Consider the following 26,532-nt stretch of genomic DNA (forward strand, 5'->3'; position numbering starts at 1 on the left):
ACCACCCCGGCGCCGCCGACTCAATACGAAGTCTCGATGGGGCCGGGGGTCCACCACCCTGTACGGTTCGCCTCCTCGGTGTCCACGCGCGCGGGCTCGGCCGACGAGTCGAGCGGACGGAACTGCTCGATCGAACCCCAGTCTCGATCCCAGTCGTTGTCGAGGTACGACGAGATCGTGCGGCCGCCGAGCAACATCTCGGTCCATCCGAGTGGACCGCCACCGTAGTGGTCCTGCCACAGATTCGTCGAGATCGCACCGACCCGGTCCGGGAGGACTCGGAACTCGGGGATTTCGGCGACACCGTTGCTGTGCAACATCTGATGCTGGCACGGGAAGTTCAGGCCGACGGCCCAGTCCAGCAGGACCGGGGACTCGGTGCCGAGAACTGCCTGTGCCGTCTGAGTCTGCGGTACCCGCGGCGGGGTGAACGCGAGCCACTGCTCCGGAGCCAGATCGTGGTCGTGCGCGACGATCCGCACCGTGTCGGCTTCCGCGGGAAGTGCGTCGAGCGGCACCCGCAGGTTTCGCCACGATGGCGACGGGCCGATGTCGATCGGAAGGGCAGAGCCGAGTGCGCGCACGGTATCGCCCTCGCTCACGCCGTATTCGAGTTCGATCCGCTGCCCGTAGGTTTCGGTGCCGTCGGCGTCGACCGCGAAGACGCGACCTGCCGCCGCGATCGACACGATGTCGCCCCGTGAACCCGCCGCGTCCGATTCCGGTAGGCGGTACCAGTCGCTGGTGACGTTGCCGGTGCCACCGCCGTAGCTGCCGAGGACCGGGGTGGTGGCCGGTTCGAGGCCGAACGGCAGCGCGACGGTGCTGCCGTTCGCACCCGTCCGTCCGGTACCACCCTGGGTGCCTGCCGTGCCACCGGCGGTCTGGTCGTTGTCGGAGTCCACGGTGTTGGCGGTGCCCGCGTCGGCGGACTCGTCGTCGGCGGTCAGATCATCGGCGACACCGTCCGGAGTGAATCCCTCACCACCTTCGGCAACCAGGGCGTTCGCGATGTCGCCGCTGACGGGGGTGAGCATTCCCGCATTGGGGTCCATCTCGAGCAGGACGTCGTTCGCGAGACCGCACGGCGAACCGCTGAGAGCATCGATATTGGACCGCGCCACCGAGTACCCGGGGTACTGAGAGACCGCGCCCTTGGCGAGAGAGAGCACCTCGAACAGCACCATCGCGGCGGCCGCCACCGTGAGCGGCGGAATCGACCAGAGGCGCGACGGCATATCGGTGCGTGTGGACGCGACGGGGTGGATGTGCCACCACGCGGCGAGCAGCAAGGCCAGCACGGTGAGGCCGAAGAACACGGTGGAGAACCCGAACCCCGCAACGGACGGCGGCTTGTCCCACCACGGCACGCCCCACGCCGACACGTACCACCAGCCGTTGGGGCCGATGAACGACATCGTGACGGTGAACAGCACCGCGGCCGCGAACAGAGCGCGATTGCGGCGCGACCGCAGCACCGTGGGCCCTACGGCCACCGCGGCGACGATCGCCACCGCGGCGGCAAGACCGGCATAGATGCCGAAGTGGTGCGTCCACTTCGTGGGGGCGAACATCATCAGCACCATCGCGCCGAGGGTGATGCCCACGATGCGCCGGGACGGGCCGGGGGCAGCGCCGGGGATTTTCCCGCCGCGCCGCAGCAGCGTCACGATAACCGTGATCAGGCACAGCACCATCGCGAACACCGCGAAGCGGCGCGCGAGCGACCCATCGATGGTGACCTGCAGCAGATACTGGTAGCGCAGGTATTCCTGGAACCACGGCACGCTCGGGCCGACGACATGTGTGGCCTGCATCTCCAGCACCGCAGCCAGGGTCTGATCAGCGAACACGGCGGCGAGGATCACCATCCCCGCGGCGACGATCGGTGCGAGCACGACGAAGAATCCGAACTCGCGGCCCCGTGCGAGGACGATGCGGGCGATCGGCCGCGCACCGGCGATCAGCGCAGCAAAACAGATGATGCCGGACGGCCCGGCGGTGACCGTGACGGCGCCGATGAGCACTGCGACAGCCGCCGGGAACAGTCGGCGAGTGGCGACCGCGCGCTCAACCGAGCACCAGGTCAGCAGCACACCGGCGGCGACGATCGGCTCGGGTCGCAGACCGTTGTTGAACGGCAGCCAGAACGCCAGGAACACGAAGGCGCCCGTCCACAGCGGTATCGAGTTGCGGCGGACTGCTGCACCGATCCGCGGTGCCACCTCGCGGCTGATCACCCACCAGGCGAGCAGGCCGGCGAGCAGGGCAGGCAACCGCATCCAGATGCTCGCCGTGGACACGTTGGTCATGAGCGCGAGCACGTCGTAGAAAGGTGTGCCGAACGGCGACTCCGGCACGCCGAACCACCGGAAGTAGTTGGACATGTATCCGGCTTCGCCCGCCGCGCGGGCCATACCCAGCTGGTAGCCGTCGTCCGCGGTGTTCGCACCGATGATGTGCCAGAGCAGCAAGGTGCCGACGACGACGCCGTCGACCCGACCGAACGACCACCAGGATGCGGGCAGGATGCGGCGGGAACGTCGCCCGTCGGTGGCGTCGAGCCGGTGCAGCGACCACAGCGACAGCGCCGTGGCGAGCGCCGCAACAGCCATCGCGATCAGCTTGATCCAGGTCGGGGACGTCGTGAACCGAGTGTCGATGGTCGCCTCGACCGACAGACCGTCGGGCAGGTCTCCTTCCAGGCCCGTGAAGACGCCCACCATCTGGGGACGGAGATCGCGCTCGAACACCTGCTCGGTGTCGGCACCGCCCGCGCCGGTGATGGAGGCGATGGTGCGGGTGGGATTCGCATTCACCGTGACCGAGCAGCCGGGGGCAAGCTCGTCGACGGGCGCCGAGACCAGCATGGTGTTTCGTGCGATCACCTCGAGCGTTGCCGGGCGGTCGTCGGAGGCAGAGGTGACACGGGCGATGAGCCCGTACCGCTCGGCGTTGGGCGCACCCTGCGGGGACGTCGAGACGATGGTCCGGCCCTCGGCGGCCCCTGCGACAGCACACGGAATGGTGATGTCCAGATCGACGGGCGCGTACGACACCAGCGGCGCGGTGACGCTCGCGCTGGTTCCGTCCTGCGGCCAGCTGAGCGTCGCTTGTGTCTGCGTGACGGGCAGGAACGGAATCGTCAGTGCAGCGACAATGCCGACCAGCGCACCGACCAGGGCGATGAGCCGGGCCCGCGTCACATCGCGGCGGGTCGCCGACGGCTCGCTTGCCGATGGTCGGACGGGGTCTTCGGTCGTACTGGCCTCACTCACGCCACGCGATGCTATCCGAGATGCGGGCCGGCCCCTATTCGACCATGACTTCTCACTGAACCAAGATCGCGTCCAGACCTCGTGTGATTGCCGAGTCTCGGACGCATGATTCGAAGCAGTTCCACAACTGCAGCCACCGTTGCCGGGGCACACGGGTGCCCTGGCAACGGTGGCTGTCTTTGTGTTCTGTTGTGGAGCTAGGCGACCAGATCAGGCCGGCTCCCGGGTATCGGTGTCCGGAACACATCCACACTTGCGGGCGGAATGAACTGCGGCCGACGCTCGCCGGTCATCTCCACCTCCCACTCGGTGTGGTGCATCAACCGATGATGATGCCCGCAGAGCAACACCAGATTGTCGAGGTCGGTGTCGCCGCCGTCCACCCAGCGCCGCAGATGGTGCGCATCCGCCCACGCCGGTGGTGTCGAACACCCAGGAAAAGCGCATCCACCGTCCCGCACCGTCAGTGCTCGACGTTGCGCGGCGGACGCGGTGCGGCGGGTCTGCCCGTGCGCCAGCGGCACCCCGTGTTCGTCGAGCAGAATCCGGGTGACCTGACAATCACACGCCAGCATCCGCGCGGCATCGATCGACAACGGCCCCGCCCACGGCTCGGTCGCAAACCCATGCTCGGGACTGTTCGCGAACAGTTCCTTCACCGCGGCGTTCGTCGTCAGGTCCTTGATTGACGCCGTGACCGTCACGTGCGGTTTCACGCCGCCTTCGACGGGAACGAGGCCGGCGGCTTCGACGAACTGCAACAGTTGATCGAACGCGTCGGCGTTGCGCTTCGACGCGGAGCGCTCGTCTTTGATGCCGTTTGTTTCAGGCTTCGGTGCGGCCAGCGGCGAGAGGAGGTGCCGCAGGCGCGCGCCGGTGACGGCGTCGAACTCGCCTGTGAGCACCACCCGGCCGTGCCAGGTGGTGGAGACGAACAGTTCGTTGCGCGACGAGTCTTCACCCGGTGGTGGTCCGTCGCCGCGAGCGTCGCGGCCATGAGTTGTGTGTTGTCGATTTTCCAGGTATCCCCACCCTTGATCGAATCATATAGAACAAACATTCGAACTACAAGAGATATACGAATATTTGTTCGAGTATCGTCAGAACAGCGTCGGGTCGTCGAAACCCGGAACACGTTCGGCGGCGAGCAGCGCGCGTTTCGTGACCGCGCCGCCTGCAGCCGAGAAGCCACCCACTGCACCGTGGGCCGCCAGCACCCGGTGACACGGCACCAGAATCGGAATCGGATTGCGGCCCAGTGCTTGTCCGACCGCCTGCGCACCACCCGGAACGCCGACCGCGGACGCAACGTCGCCGTAAGTGAGAGTCCGGCCGGGCGGGATCGCACGGGCCACGGCATAGATCCGCCGGTCGAATTCCGGCCTGCTGGTCAGGTCGAGCTCGACGTCCGTCAGCGGGTCGGGCTCTCCCCGCAGTAGCGCGGTCACGCCGTCGATGACGCGACGCGGGAGTGGTCCGGGCTCGATCTGATCGGCCTCAGGAAACAGATCGCGGACGCGGGTGATCGTTGCTGCGTCGGAGCGCTCGGGAAGCTGGAAGCCGACGACCCTATTCTCGCGCCATATCACCACACACCGCCCGAGTGAGGTGCCGAACAGCGTGTAATGCGTCATCATCCGAGTATGGCCGCTGGCGCCGACAACAGACCGCCGATGGAGCCGAGGCCTCGAGTAATCCGGATTCGGACGCGGTGTCGGTTCCGTCGACGACGACGGTGTTGTCACTCGAGAGTTTCGTAAGCAGCGGGGACCGATCCGAGGCGGCCGGCCTGGAAGTCCTCGAACGCCTGCATCACCTCAGCCTTGGTGTTCATCACGAATGGTCCGGCCATCGCAATGGGCTCACGAATCGGCTTGCCACCCAAGATGAACACCTCGAGCGATTCGGAGCGCGAGTCGTGGGAGTCTGCCGCCGCGATCGTGATCGTGTCGCCGCGGCCGAACACCGTCAACTGACCGTGTCGCACGGCACGTCGCTCGCTACCTACGAGTCCGTGGCCGGCCAGGACGTAGGCAAGCGCATTGAATTCACGATTCCACGGCAACGTCACACTTGCCCCGGGCGCAATGGTGGCGTGCAGCAATGCGATCGGGGTGTACGTCGAACCGGGGCCCTGGTGACCGTCGAGCTCACCGGCGATGACTCGGACCAGCGCACCGCCGTCTGGGGAGGACAGCAGAGCAACCTTGCTACCGGTGATGTCCTGGTATCGCGGCGCTGCCAGCTTGTTACTCTTCGGCAGGTTCACCCACAGTTGCACGCCGTGGAAGACCCCACCTGACATGACGAGTTGCTCCGGCGGGGCTTCGATGTGCAGAATTCCACCGCCGGCGGTCATCCACTGGGTGTCGCCGCCACTGATGATTCCGCCGCCGCCGTTGGAATCCTGGTGCTCCATCGTCCCGTCGATCATGTAGGTCACGGTCTCGAAGCCGCGATGCGGATGCCAGGGAGTGCCCTTCGCCTCGCCGGGCGGATAGTTGACCTCCCCCATTTGGTCCATGTGGATGAACGGGTCGAGTTGCTCGAGCCCGACGCCCGCGAATGCGCGGCGAACCGGGAAGCCCTCGCCTTCGTAGCCGGTGGGCGCGGTGGTCACCGACACGACGGGCCGTTCGGTAGCGTCCGGAGCCACCTCGCCGATGCGGGGCAGCGCGAGGATGTTGTCGACACTCACGGCAGGCATTGGGCCTCCTCTATTCATGTAGTTGACTGTTCAACTAACTCTAGAATAGCTCAACCGCGGCGAGCGGTGTTCCATTCCCGGATCCGCGCCCCTCAGGATCGGAGCACCTCCAACAGGTCGGATCCGGCCCAGCCCCGTCGACCACCACACTCGGCGTCGCGGACCAGTTCGACGAGCTTCTCGTTGACCGGAGTCGCGACGCCGTGCTCGCGGCCCAGCCTCACGACCTCGCCGTTGAGCCAGTCGACCTCAGTGGTACGGCCGGCCTCGAAGTCCTCCCACATCGACGATCGGGCGAGCGGATCGATCGCCAGCATCGACGACGCGAGAGTGCGGAACACGACGTCCGGCACCGTCAGCAAGTGCGGAATCCACGACGGCGGCAGTGGCGTGAGGCGTGCCGCGGTGCGCCCTGCCCGCTGCCCGACGGCAAGCGCTTCGCGTTGGGCAGCCGCGACGCACCGACGATAGGCGCGTTGGGACAGTTCCGTCTTCAGAGGTAGCCCCGACAGCGCGTTGATCGGATTGTTGAGGTTGAGGATCAACTTCGCCCACAGCACCGCGTCCATATCGGACCTCCATACCAACGGAAGTCCCGCCGCGTCGAACTGCGACAGATACGGCGCGAGCAATCCGCTGTCCTCGACCTCGATCCCGCCCTCGGACCCCTGATGGAACCGTCCGTCGCCCTGCGCCACGACATTGAACGGCACCATCCCCGTCAGCACCGGACGGTCGATCTTTTCGCGAAGCACATCCGCGTTCGACAACCCGTTCTGCAGACTGAGCACCACGGCGCCATCCCGCAGCAACGGTGCGATTGCGGTAGCGACTTGTGCTGTGGCAGAGGATTTCACCGTGACCAGCACAAGGTCGGCATCGGCGACCGCGTCCGGCTCCGTGCGGTAGTCGACGGACCCGGCCCGCACATCGGTGCCCTCGAGATCGGTCAACTGAAGGCCGTGTACGCGCAGCTCGTCGGCGATCCGTTGCCGCCCCACGAACACGACATCGGCGCCTCCCGCCACCAACCGGCCTCCGATGTAGCATCCGATGCTGCCGGCCCCGTACACAACGATTGTGGCCATCCGGAACTCTCTTCTCAGAACGAAGGATTGGGCCGGACGAACCGCTCGTCGATATCAGCGATCGACCGTGCGCCCGTCAAAGCCATAGTGAGGTCAAACTCGGCGACCACGTTGCGGATCACCTCTTCCACACCGCGCTGTCCCGCGACCGCCAACCCGTACATGTACGGACGGCCCAGCAGCACCGCGTCGGCACCGTGTGCGAGAGCAACGAACATGTCGGCACCACTTCGGATTCCACTGTCCAAGAGAAGTGTCGGTTCACGGCCGATCGAGGCCCGAATTTCGAGGAGTGCATCGAGCGACGCGATCGAACCGTCTATCTGACGGCCTCCGTGATTGGACACCACGACCGCGTCCACACCCAGATCGACGGCGCGACGCGCATCGTCGGGATGCAGGATGCCCTTGAGCACGATCGGTAACCGGGTGCGATCGCGGAGGGTGGCCAGATGTTCCCAGCTCAGACCTGGATTGGAGTAGATATCGAGGAACGTCTCCGCCGCGGCGCGCGGCACGGGGGAGCGCAGGTTGTCGAGGAACGTGCCCGGATGGTTGCGCGTCATCGATATCAGAGTGCGGATCGCACCGAGCGTGACATCCGGCCTCTCCGTGACCATCTCGCGTGCCGAGTCGATCCGCTGCCGCACGATGTCGCGGAAACGCGGATCCGACGTGTACTGGGCGATGCCCTCACCGCGCGCGAACGGCAAGGATCCCAGGTTCAGGTCCTGCGGACGCCACCCCAGCATCGTCGTGTCGAGGGTGACGACGACAGCTTCGGCACCGATCGTCTCGGCGCGATGCAACAGGCTGTCGACAAGTTCTTCGTCGGAACTCCAATACAGCTGGAACCAACGGGAAGCCGAACCCATCGCAGCGGCGCATTCTTCCATCGGGGTGCAGCCCTGGTTCGAGAAGATGTACGGAGTATCCGTTGCGGCGGCGGCACGCGCGATCGCCAGGTCGCTGTCCGGCGCCATCAACGCGCCGGCGCCCACGGGCGCAAGCAGCATCGGCGACGACAGCGCCGTGTTCACGACAGTGGTGCTCAGGTCGCGTTCGACGACGCCATGCGCCATACGGGGCACGATCGCCCACCGGTCGAACGCACGCCGGTTGTTCTGCATCGTGCGGCCCTCGCCCGCACCACCGGCGACGTACGCCCAGGCCCGCTTCGAACTGGCGCGGCGTGCTGCGCGCTCGAGGTCGCCGAACGCAGTCGGAACTGCGGGCCGACGACCCAGCGCGCCGTCGCGGTAGACGACACCCTGACGCTCACGGCCGGGGCCGGTGGTCGCGGGAGCAGCAGTTTCGGTCACGAGTTCCCCTCTCTCGAGCACGGTGGTGCACCGATCCTTCCCCACAACGGTGAATCTGGGAACTGTCGCGACGACGACGAACCCGATTCTTGGAAGACAACCGCCGGCCTGCGCAATAACCTTTCGTTCATGAGCAACGATCCGGCCATCCGCAGCCGTCACGTCAGCCAGGTCATCGAATGTCCGCCGGAGCAGGTGTACGACTTCGCGGCGAATCCCGACAACCTGCCCAAGTGGGCGGCCGGGTTGGCGCAGAGCCACGTCGAACGCGACGGCGACACCCTCGTGGTGGACTCTTCCATGGGTCGTGTCACCGTGCGGTTCGCGGCGCGCAACGACCTGGGCGTACTCGACCACGATGTCACGTTGCCGTCGGGTGCGACGACCAACAATCCCGTTCGTGTACTCGCACATCCCAACGGATCCGAGATCCTCTTCACCGTTCGCCAGATCGATCTATCGGACGAAGAATTCGATCGGGACACCGCGACGGTCGCGGAGGATCTCGAACGCTTGCGCGCCCTCTTGGAACCGTAGTATCAGGGCAGCATGTCCTCGATGAGGTCGGCGGCGCGCGACGTGCCGCCTTCAGCCCGCGCGTCGGCGCGCAGCTGCGCCGACCGCCGGGCGACCTCCGGGTCGGAGACCAGGCTCGCGAGTGCCGACCCCAACGTCTCGGCTGTCGCTTCTTCGGTGTCGATGCGCCGAGCCACACCCAATTCCACGAGACGATCGGCATTCATGAACTGCTCGGCGGCCTGCGGCACCGCGATCATGGGCACGCCCGCCAGCAGTCCTTCGCTGCAGCCACCCATGCCGGCGTGAGTGACGAAAGCGTCGGCTTGCTCGAGAATCGCTCGTTGCGGAGCCCAGGAGTGCACCTCGACGTTGGGTGGGATGTCGCCGAGTTCCCGTGGATCGGTGTACTTGCCGATCTGCAGTACGACGTGCCAGCCGGGCAGATCGCCGTATGCCGCCAGGCACTGCCGGTAGAATTCCGGCTGCCGGGTGTATGCCGAACCGAGGGAGATCAGCAGCACGTTCGCCGCGTCGGCCGGGCGAATCCAATGGTCGGCGTCTGCTCGAGCGTCGAAGCAGGGTCCCACGAAAGTCACAGTGCCGGTGTCGACCCGGTCGGCCTGCGGCTGCATCGCTCGCGTGATCAACGCAAGTGCATGCGCGGGACGGTCCGGGAAAGTATCCACGTCGGTGGTGGTCGCCCCGCACTGCGCGAGCCAGTGTGAGAACTTCGCCCTGTATGCGTCGGCCCCCGGGAGTTCCCACAACTGTGCCGCGACTTCCTCGCTGTATCCCTCCCAGGCGACGAATGTCGGCGACAGCTGCATGAGGGGTCTGTCCTGCGATTCGGCGAGGGCACGCGCGGCGTATGCACCGATGTCGTACAGGTACAGGTCTGCCGGATCGTTGTCGTAGGCAGCGTGCAGCTGGGGGAGTGCCTGGATCGCATCGTCGAGGAACAAGCTCATCGCAGCGATTGGGTCGTCAGGCCAATCATTATCGGCCACTGGAAGTTCCGACGAGCATGGTATGAGCTCGGCACCCGAGCCTTCGATCAGCTCGGCGACCGCAGGGTCGTTGGCGTAGGTCAGCCGGTGGCCACGAGCAACCAGTTCGCGGATGATCTCGAGGCTCGGCAGGACGTGGCTGACGGCAGGGACACCGACCATCGCGATGTGGGCGCGACGAAGGGACATGGAATACCACTCATTTCGGGTCTACGGCGGAAGGGCATCGAGCAGGCGACAGGTGCGTCGGTGTTACAGGCGACGCTCGCGTCGGTGTTACAGGCGACGCTCGCGTCGGTGTTACAGGCGACGCTCGCGTCGGTGTCAGCTGTAGATCTGAAGTAATTCCATGGCCGCGAATGTAATCCGCGGCGTCTGCCCACGCATCCGATTTATCGGCGATCAGAGATACGCTCGCCGTGTCCCGATCGCCTGAGTGTGAGGAGTGCCTGTGCTGTTCGCGCTGAATGCGCTGATGGTCGACGTTCCGGCCAAGCAGGTGGACGAGGCCCGAAGTTTCTATGCCTCGAGGCCCGCCGGGCGCGGTCCCGCCGACATCGAGGAGCTGACGGCCGTCCGAGCGGCGATGCCCATTCCACCCGTAGCCGAGCCGCCAGCGATCGAGGACATGGTCGACGGCCGCGTCCCCATCCGGATCACACTCCCCGCCGACGGCCGGATTCGCGGTGTGTATCTGAACATCCACGGCGGCGGCTTCTACATGGGCTCTGCGGCCCGAGACGACGTGTCGAATCGTGACCTTGCGGATGGTCTCAACGTTGCTGTGGTCGGCATCGACTACCTGCTGGCACCCGAGAACCCATGGCCGGCGGCAGCCGACGACTGCGAAGCGGCGGCGCTGTGGCTCGTCGTGCATGCCGCTGCACGCTTCGGCTCGTCCCGACTGCTCATCGGGGGCAGATCTGCTGGAGCGTCACTCGCTCTGACCACACTGCTCCGTCTGAAGAGCCGGGGTGCTGCCGGCAGGTTCGCCGCTTCCACACTCCAGTTCGGCACCTATGACATGAGCGCACAGACGCCTGCCGGACGGCGGATCGCGGACGAATACTTCATCCGTGCCTATGCCGGACACGTCGTGGACCGCACCGTCCCGGACATCTCCCCGATCTACGCCGACCTGCACGGCCTTCCTCCGGTACTGATGACCGTCGGGAGCGACGACGTGCTGTTGGAAGACAACCTCGCGATGGCCGCTCGCCTGTCTGCGGCCGGCAACGATGTCACGCTCCGAATCTATCCCGAGGCGCCGCACGGGTTCACGGGCCACCCGACTGCACTGGCCCGGACAGCGCGCAACGATATCGATTCGTGGATGCTCGAACGGATCGGAATCGCCGACGCGGAGTGATCTCACGAGTAAGTACCCGAAATGGCGGTAGGTGTATGCGAATACCCGTGCACCCACCACCATTCGGCGTCGCTCACGACACCCGCCGACCAGCGACGATCCTTCAACCCGCGGGACGGTGCTCGAGGCGCCTGTCCAACCCGTCGATGATCAGGTCCAGTTCGAACTCGAACTGCTCGACCGCGCGGGACTGCGCTTCACGACTCAATGCAAACCCGTGCAGCAGTGGAAGGTCGCCGGCTTCCACCGTTCGCACGACATCGTCGACCTGCGGATCTGCAGCCCCCGACGCTGCGGCGATGTCCTCCCGCGCCGCCGCGTGAGCGATCACGGCGAGGAGCGTGATCACGCGCCCCGCCTCCTCTGCGTCGAATCCTGCGCGCACCAACCGTTCCATGATTCGCTCCACCGTCGCGAGTGCGCCGAGGTCGGTCATTCCGTCGAATCGGATGTAGACGATGAGGACGCCCGCCGCCGTCAGCGCCTCTTTCATCGCTCGAGCGCAGGACCGCAGCACCTGGCGCCAATCCTGACTTTCCGGTGTGTCGACGCCGCGGATCGCAGATTCGAAGACATCCAACGCCACCAGTTCGAGCAGACCCTGCCGGTCACTGACGTAGTAGTTGAGGGCCTTGCGGTCGACACCCAGTTCGTCTGCCACGGCCTGCATCGTGAGCGTGTCGGGGGCCAGGGATCGTGCCGCGGCGACGATCCGCTCGCGGCTGATCTTGCTGGGCCGGCCGCGGCGTCGTCGCGTGCCCGCGCTGCCGACAATCTCCTCGCTGCTCACCCGCCAAGCCTACGATCTCCAACTCCGACGGAGAGCTTCCCTCCTGCCCCAATCCGGTCGGGCCCTCTGACCTGGTCGTCTGCCGTCGAACCCTCAATGCTCAAATGATTCTTCCCCTTCGGGAATTAATCACGTATTCTCGCAATCGGATATCCGGTTTCCGCACGGCACAGCCCAGCCGTTCGCCCAGGCCGTGCTTGAAGATCCCGTGTGCGACGACGCCGTTGCGCACCCCGAAGAGGAGGCAGACTTGACCGGCTTCGACGAGATCGATTTCTTCACCGACGCATCCCTGGTGGGAGACCCCTACCCGTATTTCGAGCACCTTCGTTCGAAGTGCCCCGTGACCCACATGCCACATCACGGGGTGGTCGCCGTGACCGGCTACGACGAGGCCCTCGAGGTGTATCGCGACCATGAGGTGTACTCCTCGGCCAATGCCTTCCTCGGACCGTTCCCACCGCTGCCGTTCACCCCCGAGGGCGATGACATCACCGCTCAACTCGCCGCGCACCGCGACCAACTGCCGTTGAACGAGCACATGGTCACGATGGATCCGCCTGAACACACGGCCCAGCGCGCTCTCCTCAAACGACTCCTGACGCCGAAGCGGCTCAAGGAGAACGAAGAGTTCATGTGGCGACTGGCGGACAAGCAGATCGACACCTTCTTCGGCAGCGGCCGGATGGAACTGCTCAACGACTACGCGAAACCGTTCGCGTTGATCGTGGTCGCCGATCTGCTCGGTGTTCCGGAAGAGGACCACGACCAGTTCCGCGACAAACTGCTCACCGCGACCGCCCGCACTCTCGACGAGAACGAAGAACTCCAGGTCAACCCCCTCGAGTGGCTCGACGCGCAGTTCAGCGGCTACATCGAGGACCGCCGCAAGAATCCCCGGGCAGACGTCCTGACCGACCTCGCGACCGCCACCTTCCCCGACGGCACCCTGCCCGAGGTCATCGACGTGGTGCGTCTGGCGACCTTCCTGTTCGCCGCGGGCCAGGAAACCACAGCCCGCCTGCTCAGTTCGTCCATCCAGGTCCTCGCCGAGCGACCCGACATCCAGAAGCAACTGCGCGACGATCGCGATCTCATCCCGGCGTTCATCGAGGAAACCCTCCGCATGGAAAGCCCGGTGAAGACCGACTTCCGGCTGGTGTTGAAGAAGACCACGCTGCGCGGCATCGAACTCCCCGCGGGCACTCCGGTGGCCATTCTGCCCGGCGCGATCAACCGGGACCCGGACCGCTTCGAATGTCCTGCGGAATTCCGCGTCGACCGCGAAAACCTGCGTGAGCATATTGCTTTCGGACGCGGCGTGCACTCCTGCCCGGGCGGTCCACTGGCACGTGTCGAGGCAAAGGTCAGCATCGAGCGGTTCCTCGACCGAATGGGCGACATCAAGATCGACGACGCGGAGCACGGCCCCGAGTCGGACCGGAAGTTCACCTGGGAACCCACCTACCTCCTGCGCGGGTTGAACAATCTGCACCTGAAGTACGACCCGATCGGCTGATCACCGCAACGTATGAATACCCGGCGCAGCAGCCCTCGGGGGCTGCGCCGGGCTCGACACCAGCCCCTGGGAGAGCAGATGAAGGTCACACTGGATACGGATCTCTGTGAAGCACACGGCCTGTGCGAAGCGAGTGCCCCGGAATTGTTTCAGCTCGGCGACGAGGACATCGTGACGATCCTCGACGACAACCCCGCACCGGAACTTCAGGACGCTGCGCGCAGGGCTGCAGGGAGTTGTCCCCGGATCGCCATCCAGATCGTGGAGGACTGACGCCGAATCTCTCGCTCGGCCATGTGAACTTTCCTCCGGTACCACGGGTTCCCGTTGCCTCACGACCCACGGAAACCCGCACAAACGGAGGAAAGTTCAGCCGCGCGCCATATCCACGAACCGCGACAGGTGCAGCTGGTGCGCCACCGTGATGGTCGCGGTAGGTCCGTTACGGTGCTTACCGACGATCAGGTCCGCTTCGCCGCCGCGCGGGTCGTCGCGTTCGAAGGCGTCGGGGCGATGCAGGAGGATGACCATGTCGGCGTCCTGCTCGAGGCTGTTGTGGACCGCGATGCCGTCGGCCACGAAATTGTGTGTGCCCGGGACGGTTCCGTCGAAGACATCCTGTTCACCGAGGCTGGTGATGGAGACGATCTCGTCCCAGTACACGTTGTTCGTGGCAACCATGTCGATGTCGGCTTCGTCGAGCGCACCGGCCACCTTGGCCAGGTTGGAGCGCGACGCCGCTGCACCGACGAGTTCGGTCGGCGTGAACCGCTCGACGGCAAGGAGCCGGCCCAGCGACTCCTCCAGTTCGGATGACACTGTATCGGTGTTGCGACGCATCAACTTCGGGCCGAGCTGCGTCAGCACCCATTGCGCAGCAGTACCGTGGGCGCCCACGTCGTGGAGGAACACCGCCTGCCCGTCCGGGTCGGTCACGCGCAGCTCGTAGCCCGATGCGGTGTCGGTGATCTGCGCGAACACACCGATCCGCAGCAACAGGACGGCCAGGTCGTCGACGAGGCGCCGGTCGGTGGTCGAGTACCGGATCATCGCCTGCTCTGCGTCCATGTCCCAGGCGAGGAAACCGCTGTCTTCCCACACGTGGCAGAGCAGCGCAGCAACCTGCTCCTTCGGCAACGCGAACGCACGCGACGGCACTGCGGCCTCGGCGACGGCACGGAGGGCGAGGGCGACGATCTCGTCGTCGGAAGAGGTGACCATCTCGATCGGCGCGGGCAGAGCCCGCGGCACCGCGACACGACCGCCGACCATCAACTCGCCGAGGGGCATCCAGCCGTCGACGGTGAGGAACGGATGGTTCGCCGTTGCGTCCACCTGGCGGCCGGACGCGAGCCGAAGCCTGAACACTTCCTTACGGCCGCTGGGGAAGACCTTCACCATCGGCCGGGCAACCATGCGCATCCGCTCGTCCAACGACCACACGAGCGGTTGTTCGCCGGTCTCGAGAAGCTCCCCGAGGGTGACCTCCACGCCAGTGTCCGCACGCATGATCCGGGTGGATGCAGGCAGGCAACCCGACTCACGAAGGTCGGACACCTGCGGCTTCTTGTCGGTTCGCTGCTCGGGACCACGGTTGAGCTGGCAGACCGCGATGACGGGAACTTCGAGTTCCTTCGCGAGCAGCTTGAGGCTACGCGAGAATTCGGAGACTTCCTGCTGCCGCGACTCGACCTTCTTACCGGATGTCATGAGCTGCAGGTAGTCGATGACGATCAGTTTGATGTCGTGCTTCTGCTTCAGCCGCCGCGCTTTTGCGCGGATCTCCATCATGGTCAGGTTCGGTGAGTCGTCGATGTACAGCGGCGCTTCGCTGATCTCGCTCATACGCCGCGCGAGCCGGGTCCAGTCGTCGTCGGTCATACGACCGGACCGCATGTCGCCGAGCTTGATCTTCGCTTCCGCGGAGAGCAGTCGCATGACGATCTCGGTTCGTCCCATTTCCAGGGAGAAGATGACGGAAGCCATACCGTGCTTGATCGAGCACGACCGCATGAAGTCCATGCTGAGCGTCGAGTTGTGTGTGGGCACCATCGCCCGACCCGCAAGATACATGTGCTCGCCGTCGACCTCGACGCATCGAACCGGCACCGACTCCACCGGCCGCACCGCGACGATACGACGCTCACACGGCACCGGGACGCGACATTCCTTGTGCAGGAGGGCCTTGCTGGGGAGAACGAAGATGTCGTCGCCGGTCTCGAACGCCACTTCACCGCTGTCGACGATGCAGGTGTGGCCCAGTCCGGCGATCAGTTCGGCGACGTCCTCGACGAGGCGGGCACAGTCCGAAGCAAATCGGATGGTGCCGTCGCCGTCGATGGCGCCGCCGGCGTCGAGGAGTCCGGCCAGCAGATCGCGGCGCTGTTCCGGCGATGCCCGCAGATATGCGGCGGGGATGTGCGCACCGAGCGTCATCAGGGCCTCGGTGCACCCGCCTTCGCCTTCGACGCGCATGTGGATGTGCGGATCGGACGACGGGCCGCCCAGCCATGCACCGAGCGTGAACGGCGGAATGGGTAAGTCCGCTGCGGGCGTCCGGAGGGGAGCGGTGTTGGAGACGACGTGTTCGTCGTCGACAGTGGCGGCGAGCTCCACTGTGGTGCGGACAGCACCGTCCGAAGTGCGCCACTGGTGCTGTGCGTCGGCGACGAGCACGGTGCCGTCGGAGAACACGACGTCGAAGCACGGCCGTCCGTGCATCACTTCGGTGGCCGCGACGACGCGGGTGGGCCTGCCGTCGGCGTCGAGCAGTTCGCCGCCGACCGCGACCTCGCCCATGGTGGTCCACCCGCCGGGGGTGGGTAGGGGAGTGTCGAGTGCGAGTGCCTTACCGACACCGGGGCGTGCGGCGATGATGATCATCTGCCCGGCGTGCAGGCCATTGGTGAGTTCGTCGAGTTCCGCGAACCCGGTGGGGACGCCGACGGAGATGCCGCCACGGCTGGCGATGGAGTCGATCTCGTCCATCGTGGGCTGCAGCAGTTCTTCGAGGGCAACGAAATCTTCGCTGGTGCGGCGTTCGGAGACGTCGAAGATCTCGGCCTGGGCCCGGTCGACGACCTCGGCGACATCCTGCCCTTCCGAGCCTGCGTACCCGTACTGGACGATCCGTGTACCTGCCTCGACGAGGCGACGCAGGATCGCCTTCTCGGAGACGATCTCGGCGTAGTAGCCGGCATTCGCGGCGGTGGGAACCGTCTGGGTGAGCGTGACCAGGTAGGCGGGGCCGCCGATGCGTTTGAGCTCGCCCTTGCGATCGAGTTCGGCGGACACCGTGACGGGGTCGGCGGGCTCGCCGCGGCTGTAGAGGTCGAGGATCGAGTCGTAGACGAACTGATGCGCGGGCTTGTAGAAGTCGCCCGGGTGGAGCACCTCGAGGACGTCGGCGATGGCGTCCTTGCTCAGCAGCATGCCGCCGAGCACGGATTGCTCTGCCACATAGTCGTGGGGAGGCTGGCGCCCGAAATCGGTTTCCGGTTCGTCGGGCGGTCCGGAGTACTCGGAATGGCCTCGATCGTCCACAACTGCCAACGCGATACCGCCCTTCCGAATCCCGAACCAAGCACGGTCATGCCCGGCCGACGGGCTTTCCGTGAGTAGGTCCGAAGCCCTGCGGCCAGATCTATGATTCACGTTCTACCCGTCCCCACCGACATATCCGTGGGAGTCGTGTGCACGACGTTAGGGACGAAAAAGCCACTCACCAAATCGGGTTGTGCACACATCTGTGGATGAACTGTGGAAACGCGTGGACAATGTTGTGCACCCTCTGTGGACAACCTGGGGAGAACACATGTCACACCGCGCATCTATCCAGTTCAGAGCGTAAAAATTGCTCTTCACAGCTGTGGAGTAAAAGTATTTCGGCGTGTCGTGGTCACATCGGCAGTCGGGCGTGTCCGTCGTTTCGTTCCAGAAACGATATGTTGCGCATCACACACCGAACGAATCCCACAGGGTTGATCCACAGGTTGTACACAGACGACGAAGAGCCCCGCGCGAGGTGCGCGGGGCTCTTCGAAAACCGGATCAGGCAGCGACGACGTTCAGCGTGAACTTCGCAGTGACGTCCGGGTGCAGCTTCACAGCGACCTCGTGCTTGCCCGTCGCCTTGATGTGCGCCTTGGGCAGCGCGACAATGCGCTTGTCGACAACCGGGCCACCGGCAGCCTTGAGCGCGCCGGCAACATCGGCAGCAGTGACCGAGCCGAACAGCTTGCCCGAGTCTGCAGCGGTCTTGACTGTCAGCGAGACGCCGTCGAGGCCCTCGATGGCGGCCTTGAGCTCCTGTGCGTGCTCGAGGCCGCGGACTGCACGAGCCTCCTGTGCACGACGGATGCCCGCGACCTGCTTCTCTGCACCACGGGTGGCGACAATCGCCAGTCCGCGAGGCAGCAGGTAGTTGCGGCCGTAACCGTCCTTGACCTCAACGGTGTCGCCAGGCGCACCGAGGTTGTCCACGTCGGCGGTGAGGATGAGCTTCATCGTGTTTCCCCTTCCTTAGCGAGTCGTCGAGACGTAAGGAAGCAGTGCCACCTCACGGGAGTTCTTCACAGCAACAGCGACGTCGCGCTGGTGCTGCACGCAGTTGCCGGTGACACGGCGAGCGCGGATCTTACCGCGATCGCTGACGTACTTACGCAGCAGCGTCGTGTCCTTGTAGTTGATCTGCATGTTCTTTTCCTTGCAGAAAGTGCAGACCTTCTTCTTCAAAACCTTCTCGCGCGCGGGCGACTTAGGCATGGTCTTTCTCCGTACTTAGATGTTCCGATCGAAGGTCGGATCAGAACGGGGGCTCGTCGTCCCCGCCGCCGCCACCGAAGGAACCGCCCTGCGGAGCGTTGCTCCACGGGTCGTCTCCACCGACGTTGGCATTGGAACTGGGGCGCCCACCGCCCGATCCACCGGAGGAACCACCGAAGCCGCCTCCGCCACCGCCACCGCCGCGAGCGGCCTTGGTGACCTTGGCCGTGGCGTAACGGAGCGAAGGGCCGATCTCATCGACCTCGAGCTCCACGACAGTGCGCTTCTCGCCTTCACGTGTTTCGTAGCTGCGCTGCTTGAGCCGGCCCTGCACGATCACGCGGGAGCCTCGAGTCAAGCTCTCGGCCACGTTCTCGGCTGCCTCACGCCAGATGTTGCAGCGCAGGAAGAGAGCCTCGCCGTCCTTCCATTCATTGGACTGACGGTCGAACATCCGGGGCGTGGACGCGACAGTGAAGTTCGCGACCGCGGCACCCGACGGGGTGAAACGCAGTTCTGGGTCGGCGGTCAGATTGCCGACCACGGTGATGACGGTATCGCCTGCCATGTGGTTCCTCCTGCAGTGTGTGGAGTCCTGATGCGCCAGAGCCTACGGCCAAGCGCCGACAGGCTCACTTTCCGAGGCGCAGAACCTTGGTGCGAAGCACCGATTCGTTCAGGCCGAGCTGACGATCCAGCTCTGCAACCGCAGCGGGCGTCGCGCTGATGTCGACCACCGCGTAGATGCCTTCGGCATTCTTGGCGATCTCGTACGCGAGACGACGCTTACCCCACACCTCGACCTTGTCGACAGTGCCGCCTTCTTGACGGATCACGTTGAGGAACGTCTCCAGCGAGGGAGCGACAGTGCGCTCATCCAGGCTGGGGTCCAGGATGATCATCAATTCGTAATGACGCATAAGACCTCATCACCTCCCATGGACTGTGAACGGTCACGGACGATCCGTGACAGGAGGGTCGTTGCGTCAGCAACCCAAGAAGGGTACATGACCCCAGCTTGACCAGGGAAATTGACTTAGGGTGAGGACATGCGCACGAGCCGATCCCTTGCCACGCTCGTCGCGGTCGCAATGTGTGCGCTGATGCTGTTCCTCGGTTACCTGAACAAGGCCCGCTGCGCAGGCCCTCCCTTCGATCTCTTCGGCCGCTCGATGCGATTCGACGAGGTCAAGGACGCAACCGTCTGCTATTCCGACATCCAGCAACTGTGGCTCGGACGCGGAATCAATCTCCACCAGTTCCCGTTCGTCGACGGCGGCATCACCACTGCGGGAAACCTCACAGGCGGCACCGTCGAGTACCCGGTGCTCGGCGGCGTCCTCATGTGGGTGGGAGCACTGTTCGCGGAGACCGACGCCGATTTCCTGTTGCACACCGCGCTGCTGCTCGCGCCGTTCGGGTTGCTCACCGCATGGATTCTCGGACGGGTCGCAGGGTGGCACGCACTGTGGTGGTCGGCCACCCCACCGCTGGTGCTGTACGCGTTCTTGAACTGGGATCTTCCGGTGGTCGCGGTGACCGTCGCGGCCATCGCGATCGTGGGCATCGAGCGCTGGCCGCTACGCACCCGCGGGGTGATCGCCGCGGCTCTTCTCGCCATCGGGTTCGGCCTCAAGCTCTATCCCGGGCTCTTCGTGCTGCCGCTCATCGCGTATGTCTTCACGCGCGGCGCCACCTCCGGCGGCCCGACCGAGCAGAACCGCAGCCGCGATACCCGTGGCGCGCTCGCGGTCGCAGGCACCGCTGTCGCGACCGTCGTCGCAATGAATCTTCCTTTCGCGATCCTCGGTTTCGAAGGGTGGCGCGCCTCGTTCACGTTCCAGCAGAACCGCGAGGCGGACGCGACCAGCAACTCGATCTGGTACTGGGGACTGCGCCCGCTGATGGGCGGCTACCAGGGGCACGACGTCACCTCCGAATACAACGACGTGGTCGCTCTCGCGTCGCCGGCGTTGATGCTCACGGCATTCGCGGTCGCGATGTGGCTCGGATGGCGCCGCTACCTCCGCGACGGCACCTACCCGTGGCTGCCGGTGGCCGCCGCGATTCTGTGCGGATTCCTGCTGCTCCACAAGGTGCATTCCCCGCAGTACACGCTGTGGCTGCTACCCCTGCTCGTGCTGCTGAAAATCCCGTGGCAACTCATCGCGACGTACCTTCTCGCCGACCTGTCGATCGGGATCGGGATCTTCCTCTGGTTCGATTCGACCGCAGGCAACAGCGACCCGGCGCTGCCGCTCACGCTCGTCCACATCGGAGTGTGGGGACGCGCACTACTGTTGATCGTGTTGTTCTTCGTCTTCCTCAACTCGTCCGAGCGCCGCGCCTCCGAGAGGCACACACACCACGGTGGACGCACAGTGACAGTCGACGAACACACCCCACACATGCGAACCGAGGAGCGCACCGGCACATGAATGCGTACCAACAGTTCCCGCAGTCCGGGCCGGGTGGACATCCGCCCGGCTACGCCCTACCTTTCCACCCCTACGGTCGACCACCGGAGAACAACCTCGTCTGGGGCATCGTCGCGACCGTGGTGTTCTGCATGCCGATGGGCATCGTGTCGTTGGTGATGTCGTCGCGGGTCAACACCCTCTGGGCGCAGGGACGTTTCGACGACGCGCACAGGGCAGCGCGCTCGGCGAAGAGGTGGGCGATCTGGTCGGCGGTGGTGTGGGTTCTCGGGTTGATCGCCCTCGTCGTCGGCTATTTCGCGTTCTGGGCCGCAGTCGTGGCTACGACGCACTGAGGACCCGCATGGAGCGCACCCTCGCACGTCTGAAAGCACCCGTCGCCGTCGCGGCAGGTGCGGTGAGCGCGTGCGCATTCGTGGCGTGGGCCGACCCGACCACCCCGGGCGGGATCATCCCGGCGTGCCCCACGTACACGCTCTTCGGAATCCTCTGCCCCGGGTGCGGCGCGTCCCGAATGTTGTATTCGCTTGTGCACCTTGATTTTTCGTCGGCTCTGCATTTCAATGCACTGGGTGTCGCCGCGACGGTGGGGTTGCTCGTCATGTTCACTGTGTGGACCGTGAGCCGTGTGCGGAACACGCCGATGCCCCGGTGGGAGCGATATCGGTGGGCCCCGCACATCGTGCTCGCAGTGGTCGCGGTGTGGTTCGTGGTGCGCAACATTCCGGTCGCGCCGTTCACGTCACTGCGAATCTGAACAGGCTTCGAACCCGAACAGTTGGCCGATCGATCGCCCGATTCAGGCTGCGCGGAACGACTTCAACGCGGCGTGCTGCTCGGCACGTACCCGCCTGGGGCTGACACCCAACGCAATCGCGGTCAGCTCGAGGTCCAGACCGACGATCGTGCGCAGAATGAGAATTTCCCGCTGGATGCGGGTTCTGAGACCGCCCACGGGTCGAGTGAACCGGGCGTCGGCCGCGTCGACCGCGGTCGCATAGGCAAGGTGTGCAAACGGCTGCTGGGCACCCGCTGCCGACGACACCGCGGCGAGGATCGTGTGGCACACGTCGAGGGCGAGGCGATCTGCGTCGGTGAACGAATCATCGGTGTCGCGAGCGCGTGCGCGGCAATACGCAGAAACCTGGGGATACAGCTGTCGCAGGAGGGCAGGCATCGCAGCAGCATCGCCGGAAGCCACCGACCACGCGAGTTCGCACATCGTGAAATGTCCGAGCACTCCGTCGCCGCGCACAGTGTTCATGTCCCCTCCCTTCACTACGAACCGGCCCCCCTACAGGCCACCCCATACAAGGTTAGGACGATACCTGCGTGTCCGCTGTCCCCTGATCGGACGAAACCGAATCGAAAGGAACGGGCCGGGACGCAATCGGCGCCGCGCGCTGGTGCGCCGGTTTCAACCACCCCGGCAACCACCGCGGGTGAGCATCCGGCGCCTGGTCGAGAGCACCACCGAGTGGGTCGTCGATGAATCCGTACCGGACGGGATCTTCGACCGGGCGACGGATCTGCCACACCACCACCGCGCACAACGCCAGGACCGCGATGTCCCGGATCAGCACCGTCGCGGTGAACCACTGCTCCGGCACTCCCTTGTTCTCGGGGCCGAGATAATAGAACATGCGCGGCACCCATACGAGCGCATCGACCGTCATCCATGCGAGCAGCACCCTGCGATGCGGGATCGCGAGCACCGCCAGCGGAACGAGCCACAGTGAATATTGCGGGCTCCACACCTTGTTGGTGAACAAGAATGCCGCTACGAGCAGGAAACACAGCTGGGCCAGTCGCGGGCGCCGGGCCGCGGTCAGCGCCAACCACCCGATCGCGACGCATGCGCATGCGAACAACACCAGCGACACGAGGTTCAGGGTCGACGGTGACCAATCGGGCCATCCGACGAACGACCTCAACACGTTGTAGATCGAGTCGGGGTCGGCTCCGCGATCGGAATTCAAGCGGAAGAACTCGTACCATCCGTGCGGATACAGCAGCAGGATCGGCAGGTTCACCACGAGCCACGTGCCCGCTGCGGCACCGAGCGTCCGGAAGAAGGCTCGCATCTTCCCGGTGCGCAGACACAACACCAGCAGAGGTCCGAGCAGCAGCAGCGGATACAACTTCGTCGCGGCACCGATGCCGAGCAATACACCCGCGAGGACGGGGCGGCGGCGGGCCCACGCGAGTAGACCGCCCGCAGCGAATGCCGTGGCCAGAGCGTCGAAGTTCGTGAACGCATGGACCATCACGAGCGGTGAGGCAGCGACGAGCGCGGCATCCCAGACGCGCCGGCCCGCAGACATGGCGGTGGCCCACACCGTCGCAAGCCACGCGAACGCCAGCCCCAACGCGACGACATTGAAGTAGATCGCCACCTGGAGGCCGCCGGGCAGCCACGACACCGAGTCCCATGCCTTCGCGACGCGCATCGATACGTACTGGTAGAGCCCCGACACGACGGGATACTCCATGTAGCGGGTCTGTGTCTGCCCGTCCGCGCCCGGTTCCTCCCACGACGTCGCATACGGGAACGCACCCTCGTTGAGACGTTCCGCGCCGTAGAGCGGAACGACGTCGGAATAGCACATCGCGACGTACTGGCGGTTGTCACTCCAGTCCAGCCCGAGCACCCCGTCGGGACCGAGCGGCGCCTGCTGGATGCACGCGGCCTTCCCGAACCAGCCCAAGGCCAAGAACACCACCGCGAGCAACAGCATTGCCCGCAACGGCGTGAAGAAACGGGTACGACCCAGCACGGCGTGCCTGCCGACCGGGCCCCCTACGAGTGCAGAAAGGCGCGACACCATCGGGTCGGTTCGGCCCGGGGTGTCGCGCCAATCCACGGAACGACGATCGTCGGTGAGAGGCTCAGGAGAGACGTGTCCCCTGTGCTCGGCCTCCTCGTTGACGGTCACGCCGAGAGGCTACCCGGCGGGCTGGAGTACGTCGGATCCCTGGCCGTTCGCCGCGCCCGGAGCCTGGTTGAACTGGGGGACTCGATTCGTGGTGGTGGGGGCCGACGGCACGGTCTGGTCACTGCCACCCGAGTCCTCGGTCTCGGCTTCCTCCGAAGTCGAATCGTTGCTCGACGGCCCCCGAGGCGGCGTCGTGGTGGCGGGTGCTTGCGCCACACCCGGAATCGGAATCGTCACGCCCGGGAAGATTTCCACGTTCTGCGTCGTGATGTCGGTGATCTCGGGGAGCTCCGGCAACGTCGGGATCGTTCGCGACGCCGACGGATTGCCACTGGTAGTGGGCGGCGCTGTCGACTTGGCCGACCAGGTCGGCACACCGGACTCACCGGCGATCTTCCCCGGCTTGGGGAACGACTCGACGTCGGTGCCCTGAAGGGCCCCGTCCATCGTGTCCTTCCAGATGTCCGACGGCAGACCGGATCCGTAGATCATGCCGCCCCAGCTGTTCTCCAGTGGCAGACCCTGCTCGGTTCCGACCCACACCGCGGTGGACAGCGACGGGGTGTACCCGACCATCCATGCGTCCTTGTTCGACCCGGTGTCGCCGAGCTGGGCGGTTCCGGTCTTCGAGGCGGACGGACGACCACCGGCGAGAGCGTGCCCGTTCGAGTGTGCAGCGATCGGCATCATGGCCGCGGTGGTGTTGTCGGCCACGGCATCGTCGACCACCTGTTCGCCGCTCGGCGAGCCGCGGTCGAGCAACACCTCACCGTCGGAGGTGACAACCTTCTGCACGAAGTGCGGGTCGTAATGCATGCCCGACGCGGCGAGCGTCGCATAGGCCGACGCCATGTCGAGAACCCGCGACTGGTACTGACCGAGGACGACGCCGTAGTTCGGTCCCACGCCGCCGGATTCGGTGAGGGTCTCGCCGACGCCCGGCAGTTCCTTCGCGACACCGAGCGTGTGCGCCATGTCGGCGATGGCCTGCGGGCCGTTGTCCATATCGAGCATCATCCGGTAGAAGCTCGTGTTCAGGGAGCGCTTGAGTGCTTCGGCGATCGTGCACTCGCCACACTGTTCACCTTCGACGTTGCTGATCTCGATGCCGTTGATGGTGAGCGGACCGCTGTCGTAGGTCGTAGACAACGGTTTGCCCTGGTCGAGGTTCGCAGCCAGGCCGAACACCTTGAACGACGAGCCTGTCTGCAGCCCTGCCTGCGCGAAGTCGTATCCGACACCGCTGTCACCGCCGTAGTACGCACGCACCGCACCGCTGGCCGGGTCGACGGAAACCACCGCGGTACGCAGGTTCTCGTCCTCACCCTCGAGGTTGGACTGTGCGGCGTCGACCGCGGCGGCCTGCGCCGTGGCATCGATCGTCGTGGTGATCTCGAGCCCCGCGGTGTTGAGAAGGTTCTCGTCGATGCCTTCGGCGGACAGTTCCGCCAGCACCTGGTTCTTGATCAGACCCTCCGGGCCCATCGTCTGGTCGCCGAAGTCGAGCTCGGCGAGAGGGACGTACGCCGGGTACTGCTTCGTCGCACGGTCTGCTTCGTTGAGGGTGCCCGCGGACACCATGCCGTCGAGCACGTAGTTCCAGCGGGCCTCGGCTCCCTCCGGATTCTGTTCCGGGTCGAGCAGCGACGGCAGCTGAATCGATGATGCGAGGACTGCGCCCTCCTCGACGGTCAGGTCGTTGACCGGCTTACCGAAGTAGGCGTTCGCGGCCGCCGAGATGCCGTACGCGCCGCGTCCGAAGTAGATGGTGTTGAGGTAGGCGGAGAGGATCTCGTCCTTCGGCCACTGGTTCGCCATCTTCACCGAGAGGACGAGTTCCTTGGCCTTACGAGTCAGACTGCGCTCGTCACCGACGAGTGCCTTCTTGACGTACTGCTGGGTGATCGTCGAGCCACCACCCGCACTATCGCGGCCGAGGATATTGTCGCGCGCGGCTCTGGCGAAGCCCGTGACCGAGAATCCTGCGTTGCTGTAGAAATCGCGGTCCTCGGCCGCGAGCACGGCGTTGCGGACGTGCTCGGGGATCTGTTGCAGCTCCACCTCGTTGCGGTTGCCTTCAGGTGGAATGATCTTGGTGATGACGCTCGATCCGTCAGCGTTGTAGATCGTCGACACCTGGTTGGTCACGAGTTCACCGGGGCGCGGCACATCCTGCGCGACGTACGCGAGCATGAAGGTGAGGACGGGGACGAGAATGCCCGCCGCGACCACCGCATATCCGATACGTCGGATCATGCGCCACGGGATCCTCGACCCTCCACCGTTACCGCCGGCTCCGCCACCGCGCCTTCCCGAGGGAGGTGCCGTGGGCGGCCCGCCCGCGGGAGGGCCACCGGCCGGACCGGAAGCAGAGGCAGTGGTCCGCGGCAGAGGCTGCCGCACTGCCGCCTGCTCCTGACTGTTCGGTGCGCCGGACTGCATTCGTCGTGTGGGATCGGCACCCGGCGCACGGCGATCGGCGGGGTTCGACGGACCGTGGGGGCCGGCAGGTCCGCCCGGTGCGCGATCCGTGGGTGCACCGGGGAACATCTGGGGTGGACGCTGCTGCTGGGGAACCGGTCCCGTGCCGGGTCGCATCGGCTGGCCCGGCCCAGGAGGAGGCAGGCGCCTGCCCTGCTGCGGCGGTCTACCGCGGCCCTGGGGCGCAGGACCCTGTGGCGGCGGACCCGGTTGCTGAGGCCCCGGCTGCCGAGGCCCCGGCTGTTGCGGGGGGAGCCCGCCACGTCCGGGGGGCTGCTGCGGATGTCCCTGAGGCGGAAGCGGCGGCCGTGCAC

23 protein-coding genes are annotated in these 26,532 nt (G+C 65.6%); 7 read left to right on the forward strand and 16 right to left on the reverse strand.

Annotated elements, in window-relative coordinates; translation table 11 throughout:
• Nucleotides 1-20: 20 nt before the first annotated feature.
• The 6 genes from ACFWCF_RS03690 to ACFWCF_RS03715 form a co-directional block, all read right to left on the reverse strand.
• Nucleotides 21-3,278, reverse strand: coding sequence for an arabinosyltransferase domain-containing protein (locus tag ACFWCF_RS03690; RefSeq protein WP_378557292.1), 3,258 nt, complete (start codon nucleotides 3,276-3,278; stop codon nucleotides 21-23).
• Nucleotides 3,279-3,475: 197 nt separating this feature from the next.
• Nucleotides 3,476-4,183 (reverse strand): DUF222 domain-containing protein, encoded by a 708-nt coding sequence (locus ACFWCF_RS03695; protein WP_378557295.1) that lies wholly within the window; start codon nucleotides 4,181-4,183, stop codon nucleotides 3,476-3,478.
• A 195-nt stretch (nucleotides 4,184-4,378) separates the two neighbouring features.
• Nucleotides 4,379-4,915: a methylated-DNA--[protein]-cysteine S-methyltransferase gene (locus tag ACFWCF_RS03700; RefSeq protein WP_378557298.1), complete on the reverse strand. Its 537-nt coding sequence runs from the start codon at nucleotides 4,913-4,915 to the stop codon at nucleotides 4,379-4,381.
• A 104-nt stretch (nucleotides 4,916-5,019) separates the two neighbouring features.
• A complete protein-coding gene (locus ACFWCF_RS03705) occupies nucleotides 5,020-5,985 on the reverse strand; it encodes a pirin family protein (RefSeq protein WP_378557301.1) in 966 nt (321 codons plus the stop codon).
• 92 nt (nucleotides 5,986-6,077) lie between these two features.
• Nucleotides 6,078-7,073: a 2-dehydropantoate 2-reductase gene (locus ACFWCF_RS03710; protein WP_378490712.1), complete on the reverse strand. Its 996-nt coding sequence runs from the start codon at nucleotides 7,071-7,073 to the stop codon at nucleotides 6,078-6,080.
• Nucleotides 7,074-7,087: 14 nt separating this feature from the next.
• A complete protein-coding gene (locus ACFWCF_RS03715) occupies nucleotides 7,088-8,395 on the reverse strand; it encodes an alpha-hydroxy-acid oxidizing protein (RefSeq protein WP_378490711.1) in 1,308 nt (435 codons plus the stop codon).
• Between the two features lie 129 nt (nucleotides 8,396-8,524).
• Here ACFWCF_RS03715 and ACFWCF_RS03720 point away from each other — a divergent pair, with 129 nt between their 5' ends.
• Nucleotides 8,525-8,932 (forward strand): SRPBCC family protein, encoded by a 408-nt coding sequence (locus ACFWCF_RS03720; RefSeq protein ID WP_378557304.1) that lies wholly within the window; start codon nucleotides 8,525-8,527, stop codon nucleotides 8,930-8,932.
• 2 nt (nucleotides 8,933-8,934) lie between these two features.
• Here the strand turns inward: ACFWCF_RS03720 and ACFWCF_RS03725 are convergent, their stop codons facing one another.
• Nucleotides 8,935-10,110 carry a macrolide family glycosyltransferase gene (locus ACFWCF_RS03725; RefSeq protein WP_378557307.1) on the reverse strand — a complete coding sequence of 392 codons (1,176 nt, stop codon included), beginning with the start codon at nucleotides 10,108-10,110 and terminating at the stop codon, nucleotides 8,935-8,937.
• A 262-nt stretch (nucleotides 10,111-10,372) separates the two neighbouring features.
• Between ACFWCF_RS03725 and ACFWCF_RS03730 the strand changes: the two genes are divergently transcribed.
• Complete coding sequence (locus ACFWCF_RS03730; RefSeq protein WP_378490708.1) at nucleotides 10,373-11,290, forward strand: alpha/beta hydrolase; 918 nt, start codon at nucleotides 10,373-10,375, stop codon at nucleotides 11,288-11,290.
• Between the two features lie 103 nt (nucleotides 11,291-11,393).
• Here ACFWCF_RS03730 and ACFWCF_RS03735 read toward each other — a convergent pair whose 3' ends face one another.
• Nucleotides 11,394-12,080 carry a TetR/AcrR family transcriptional regulator gene (locus ACFWCF_RS03735; RefSeq protein ID WP_378557310.1) on the reverse strand — a complete coding sequence of 229 codons (687 nt, stop codon included), beginning with the start codon at nucleotides 12,078-12,080 and terminating at the stop codon, nucleotides 11,394-11,396.
• A gap of 250 nt (nucleotides 12,081-12,330) precedes the next feature.
• On the opposite strand from ACFWCF_RS03735, the gene ACFWCF_RS03740 reads away from it, so the two are divergent.
• Together ACFWCF_RS03740 and ACFWCF_RS03745 are read left to right on the forward strand one after the other, a co-directional pair.
• Nucleotides 12,331-13,599: a cytochrome P450 gene (locus ACFWCF_RS03740; RefSeq protein ID WP_378557724.1), complete on the forward strand. Its 1,269-nt coding sequence runs from the start codon at nucleotides 12,331-12,333 to the stop codon at nucleotides 13,597-13,599.
• 78 nt (nucleotides 13,600-13,677) lie between these two features.
• A complete protein-coding gene (locus ACFWCF_RS03745; RefSeq protein ID WP_378557313.1) occupies nucleotides 13,678-13,872 on the forward strand; it encodes a ferredoxin in 195 nt (64 codons plus the stop codon).
• A 96-nt stretch (nucleotides 13,873-13,968) separates the two neighbouring features.
• On the opposite strand, the gene dnaB is transcribed toward ACFWCF_RS03745, so the two are convergent.
• The 5 genes from dnaB to rpsF form a co-directional block, all read right to left on the reverse strand.
• Nucleotides 13,969-17,151, reverse strand: coding sequence for a replicative DNA helicase (gene dnaB, locus ACFWCF_RS03750; RefSeq protein ID WP_378557316.1), 3,183 nt, complete (start codon nucleotides 17,149-17,151; stop codon nucleotides 13,969-13,971).
• A 498-nt stretch (nucleotides 17,152-17,649) separates the two neighbouring features.
• On the reverse strand, nucleotides 17,650-18,105 hold the full coding sequence (gene rplI, locus ACFWCF_RS03755) for a 50S ribosomal protein L9 (RefSeq protein ID WP_378490703.1): 456 nt from the start codon (nucleotides 18,103-18,105) through the stop codon (nucleotides 17,650-17,652).
• Between the two features lie 15 nt (nucleotides 18,106-18,120).
• The gene (gene rpsR, locus ACFWCF_RS03760; protein ID WP_378490702.1) at nucleotides 18,121-18,363 is read right to left on the reverse strand and encodes a 30S ribosomal protein S18; all 243 of its coding nucleotides are present in this window, start codon (nucleotides 18,361-18,363) and stop codon (nucleotides 18,121-18,123) included.
• Between the two features lie 40 nt (nucleotides 18,364-18,403).
• Complete coding sequence (locus ACFWCF_RS03765) at nucleotides 18,404-18,931, reverse strand: single-stranded DNA-binding protein (protein WP_378490701.1); 528 nt, start codon at nucleotides 18,929-18,931, stop codon at nucleotides 18,404-18,406.
• A 64-nt stretch (nucleotides 18,932-18,995) separates the two neighbouring features.
• Complete coding sequence (gene rpsF, locus ACFWCF_RS03770; RefSeq protein ID WP_378490700.1) at nucleotides 18,996-19,283, reverse strand: 30S ribosomal protein S6; 288 nt, start codon at nucleotides 19,281-19,283, stop codon at nucleotides 18,996-18,998.
• Nucleotides 19,284-19,412: 129 nt separating this feature from the next.
• On the opposite strand from rpsF, the gene ACFWCF_RS03775 reads away from it, so the two are divergent.
• The 3 genes from ACFWCF_RS03775 to ACFWCF_RS03785 are packed head-to-tail and all read left to right on the forward strand — an operon-like array spanning nucleotide 19,413 to nucleotide 21,558.
• Entirely contained in the window at nucleotides 19,413-20,801 is a 1,389-nt protein-coding gene (locus ACFWCF_RS03775; RefSeq protein WP_378557319.1) for a glycosyltransferase 87 family protein, read from the forward strand.
• Nucleotides 20,798-21,136 (forward strand): CD225/dispanin family protein, encoded by a 339-nt coding sequence (locus ACFWCF_RS03780; protein ID WP_378557322.1) that lies wholly within the window; start codon nucleotides 20,798-20,800, stop codon nucleotides 21,134-21,136. Before ACFWCF_RS03775 ends, ACFWCF_RS03780 begins: the two co-directional genes overlap by 4 nt.
• Nucleotides 21,137-21,144: 8 nt before the next feature.
• Entirely contained in the window at nucleotides 21,145-21,558 is a 414-nt protein-coding gene (locus ACFWCF_RS03785; protein ID WP_378490697.1) for a DUF2752 domain-containing protein, read from the forward strand.
• Nucleotides 21,559-21,600: 42 nt separating this feature from the next.
• Here the strand turns inward: ACFWCF_RS03785 and ACFWCF_RS03790 are convergent, their stop codons facing one another.
• From ACFWCF_RS03790 to ACFWCF_RS03800, 3 genes are read right to left on the reverse strand one after another with little or no spacing between them, the layout of a single operon-like run.
• Nucleotides 21,601-22,065, reverse strand: coding sequence for an RNA polymerase subunit sigma-24 (locus tag ACFWCF_RS03790; protein WP_378557325.1), 465 nt, complete (start codon nucleotides 22,063-22,065; stop codon nucleotides 21,601-21,603).
• A gap of 52 nt (nucleotides 22,066-22,117) precedes the next feature.
• Nucleotides 22,118-23,737, reverse strand: a complete 1,620-nt coding sequence (locus tag ACFWCF_RS03795; RefSeq protein ID WP_378557328.1) for a glycosyltransferase family 87 protein — start codon at nucleotides 23,735-23,737, stop codon at nucleotides 22,118-22,120.
• Nucleotides 23,738-23,746: 9 nt separating this feature from the next.
• Complete coding sequence (locus ACFWCF_RS03800; protein WP_378557331.1) at nucleotides 23,747-25,993, reverse strand: transglycosylase domain-containing protein; 2,247 nt, start codon at nucleotides 25,991-25,993, stop codon at nucleotides 23,747-23,749.
• Nucleotides 25,994-26,532 lie beyond the last annotated feature (539 nt).

The sequence above is a fragment of the Rhodococcus sp. NPDC060090 genome (assembly GCF_042729855.1).
In the GTDB taxonomy this organism is placed as follows: Bacteria; Actinomycetota; Actinomycetes; order Mycobacteriales; family Mycobacteriaceae; genus Rhodococcus.

What these genes read in the sequence shown, in the direction of transcription:
- ACFWCF_RS03745 (WP_378557313.1), top strand. Translation starts at nt 13,678, where the DNA reads ATGAAGGTCACACTGGATACGGATCTCTGTGAAGCACACGGCCTGTGC.
- ACFWCF_RS03800 (WP_378557331.1), bottom strand. Translation starts at nt 25,993, where the DNA reads ATGATCCGACGTATCGGATATGCGGTGGTCGCGGCGGGCATTCTCGTC.
- ACFWCF_RS03790 (WP_378557325.1), bottom strand. Translation starts at nt 22,065, where the DNA reads ATGAACACTGTGCGCGGCGACGGAGTGCTCGGACATTTCACGATGTGC.
- ACFWCF_RS03775 (WP_378557319.1), top strand. Translation starts at nt 19,413, where the DNA reads ATGCGCACGAGCCGATCCCTTGCCACGCTCGTCGCGGTCGCAATGTGT.
- ACFWCF_RS03705 (WP_378557301.1), bottom strand. Translation starts at nt 5,985, where the DNA reads ATGCCTGCCGTGAGTGTCGACAACATCCTCGCGCTGCCCCGCATCGGC.
- ACFWCF_RS03780 (WP_378557322.1), top strand. Translation starts at nt 20,798, where the DNA reads ATGAATGCGTACCAACAGTTCCCGCAGTCCGGGCCGGGTGGACATCCG.
- rpsR (WP_378490702.1), bottom strand. Translation starts at nt 18,363, where the DNA reads ATGCCTAAGTCGCCCGCGCGCGAGAAGGTTTTGAAGAAGAAGGTCTGC.
- ACFWCF_RS03725 (WP_378557307.1), bottom strand. Translation starts at nt 10,110, where the DNA reads ATGTCCCTTCGTCGCGCCCACATCGCGATGGTCGGTGTCCCTGCCGTC.
- ACFWCF_RS03785 (WP_378490697.1), top strand. Translation starts at nt 21,145, where the DNA reads ATGGAGCGCACCCTCGCACGTCTGAAAGCACCCGTCGCCGTCGCGGCA.
- ACFWCF_RS03700 (WP_378557298.1), bottom strand. Translation starts at nt 4,915, where the DNA reads ATGATGACGCATTACACGCTGTTCGGCACCTCACTCGGGCGGTGTGTG.
- ACFWCF_RS03720 (WP_378557304.1), top strand. Translation starts at nt 8,525, where the DNA reads ATGAGCAACGATCCGGCCATCCGCAGCCGTCACGTCAGCCAGGTCATC.
- ACFWCF_RS03765 (WP_378490701.1), bottom strand. Translation starts at nt 18,931, where the DNA reads ATGGCAGGCGATACCGTCATCACCGTGGTCGGCAATCTGACCGCCGAC.
- rplI (WP_378490703.1), bottom strand. Translation starts at nt 18,105, where the DNA reads ATGAAGCTCATCCTCACCGCCGACGTGGACAACCTCGGTGCGCCTGGC.
- rpsF (WP_378490700.1), bottom strand. Translation starts at nt 19,283, where the DNA reads ATGCGTCATTACGAATTGATGATCATCCTGGACCCCAGCCTGGATGAG.
- ACFWCF_RS03710 (WP_378490712.1), bottom strand. Translation starts at nt 7,073, where the DNA reads ATGGCCACAATCGTTGTGTACGGGGCCGGCAGCATCGGATGCTACATC.